Below are 2,592 nucleotides of genomic sequence, written 5' to 3' on the forward strand. Positions count from 1 at the left end.
AAAAATCAATATATAGTGGTTGAGATAAAAATATACCACAATATATTGATTTTTTTTTGCCTAGTGCTATAATTAGTAACGAGGTGATTTTTAGATGATTACATTAGAAATAGAAAAGGTTACAGTCAAGCCCGATATCAAAGTTATCAAACGCGATGGGCGTATGGTTGTTTTTGATTCAAGTAAAATATATGAAGCTATTCTCAAAGCAAGTGAAGCTATTACACCTGTCACTCCATTAATTGAGACTAAATTGGAGGGAATTGCCAACCGTGTTGTGGCCGAAATCAATGATCGCTTCTCTCACAATATCAAAATATACGAAATTCAGAGCATCGTAGAGCATGAGTTACTCGAAGCTAACGAATATGCTATCGCTCAAGAATACATTAACTACCGTACCAAACGTGATTTTGAGCGTTCTCAGGCTACTGATATCAATTTCACTATTAACAAACTGGTTAATAAAGATCAGGCTGTTGTTCATGAAAATGCCAATAAGGACAGTGATTTGTACAATACACAACGTGATTTAACCGCAGGTATTGTTGGAAAATCCGTTGGACTTAAGATGCTTCCTCCACATGTAGCAAATGCTCATCAAAAAGGTGATATCCATTTCCACGATTTAGACTACAGCCCTTACACACCTATGACAAACTGTTGTTTGATTGACTTCAAAGGCATGTTGGCAAATGGTTTTAAAATCGGTAACGCTGAAGTAGAAAGTCCCAAATCCATTCAAACTGCAACAGCACAAATTTCACAAATCATCGCAAATGTTGCCTCTAGTCAGTATGGTGGCTGTACAGCAGACCGCATCGATGAGTTCTTAGCGCCTTATGCAGAACTCAACTACAAGAAACATTTAGCAGATGCTAAAGAATGGGTGACTGAGGAAAAACAGGAAGACTATGCTCGTGCTAAAACGCGTAAAGATATCTATGATGCTATGCAATCTCTTGAGTACGAGATAAATACGCTTTTCACCTCAAATGGTCAAACACCATTTACCTCTCTCGGTTTTGGTTTGGGAACAAACTGGTTTGAGCGTGAAATCCAAAAAGCTATCCTCCAAGTTCGTATTCTAGGCCTTGGATCAGAGCATCGCACAGCCATTTTCCCTAAACTCATCTTCACCCTTAAGCGCAGACTTAACTTGGAACCTAATTCACCTAACTACGACATTAAACAGCTAGCACTTGAATGTGCAACTAAGCGTATGTATCCAGATGTCCTATCATATGACAAAATCATTGACTTGACAGGTTCCTTCAAAGCCCCTATGGGATGTCGTTCCTTCCTTCAGGGTTGGAAAGATGAAAATGGCGTTGAAGTTAATTCTGGACGAATGAATCTTGGAGTAGTAACCCTTAATCTTCCTAGGATTGCCCTAGAGTCTAAAGGAGACCAAGATAAATTTTGGGAAATTTTTGAAGAACGAATGGGAATTGCCAAAGATGCTCTCGTTTACCGAGTTGAACGTGTCAAAGAGGCCACACCTGCCAATGCACCTATCCTTTATCAATATGGTGCCTTCGGCCAACGACTTGGCAAGTTCGATAATGTAGATCAACTCTTTAAACAGCGTCGTGCAACCGTATCACTTGGTTACATTGGACTTTATGAAGTAGCCTCTGTTTTTTATGGTAGCGATTGGGAAACTAATCTAGAAGCCAAGACATTTACTTTAAATATCGTTAAAGCTATGAAAAACGCTTGTGAAAGTTGGTCTGACGAATATGACTATCATTTCTCTGTTTATTCAACACCATCAGAAAGTTTAACAGATCGTTTCTGTCGCTTGGATACTGAAAAATTCGGTGTCGTAACTGATATCACAGATAAAGAATATTACACCAACTCCTTCCACTACGATGTCCGTAAAAATCCAACACCATTTGAGAAACTAGAATTCGAAAAAGCTTATCCAGAAGCTGGTGCAACCGGTGGATTCATCCATTATTGTGAATATCCAGTCCTCCAACAAAATCCTAAGGCACTTGAATCTGTCTGGGATTTTGCCTACGACCGTGTCGGCTATCTTGGCACTAATACTCCAATTGATAAATGCTACAAGTGTGAGTTTGAAGGTGATTTCACTCCAACAGAACGTGGGTTCATGTGCCCTAACTGTGGCAACACAGATCCAAAAACAGTTGATGTCGTCAAACGTACTTGCGGTTATTTAGGGAATCCACAGGCTCGCCCTATGGTAAAAGGACGCCACAAAGAAATCTCTGCTCGTGTGAAACATATGAATGGTTCAACCATAAAATATGAAGGCAAACATCTCTAATAAGACCTATAATACATTATAATTAACTAAAAGCAGCTGGATAATCCCCTCCAACTGCTTTGCTTATTTAGTTTTTAGAAAGGAATACAATGGGAAAATATCAATTAGATTATAAAGGTATGCAACAGGTGGAACGTTACCACGAAAAAAATGCAACCGTCAAAAATGACAAAAAAGCACGAGTCCAAGCCCTTTTAAAAAAGGCTGGAAAGAAGAAATAACATGATTTTACGCCGACCAAGTCAAACAGATAAAGAAACCATCTTAGAGATGATGGCTGAATTTGAAAGGGA

The 2,592-nt window shown here is 38.9% G+C and carries 2 protein-coding genes and 1 pseudogene; all 3 read left to right on the forward strand.

Annotation, left to right across the window (positions count from 1 at the left end):
* Nucleotides 1-94: 94 nt before the first annotated feature.
* Complete coding sequence (nrdD, locus tag RWZ99_RS09320; protein WP_314678336.1) at nucleotides 95-2,299, forward strand: anaerobic ribonucleoside-triphosphate reductase; 2,205 nt, start codon at nucleotides 95-97, stop codon at nucleotides 2,297-2,299.
* Nucleotides 2,300-2,388: 89 nt separating this feature from the next.
* The gene (locus RWZ99_RS09325; RefSeq protein ID WP_002885877.1) at nucleotides 2,389-2,520 is read left to right on the forward strand and encodes a hypothetical protein; all 132 of its coding nucleotides are present in this window, start codon (nucleotides 2,389-2,391) and stop codon (nucleotides 2,518-2,520) included.
* Nucleotide 2,521: 1 nt separating this feature from the next.
* A pseudogene (locus tag RWZ99_RS09330) lies at nucleotides 2,522-2,592 on the forward strand (GNAT family N-acetyltransferase); the annotation flags it as partial.

The sequence above is a fragment of the uncultured Streptococcus sp. genome, from assembly GCF_963545685.1.
GTDB lineage: Bacteria > Bacillota > Bacilli > Lactobacillales > Streptococcaceae > Streptococcus.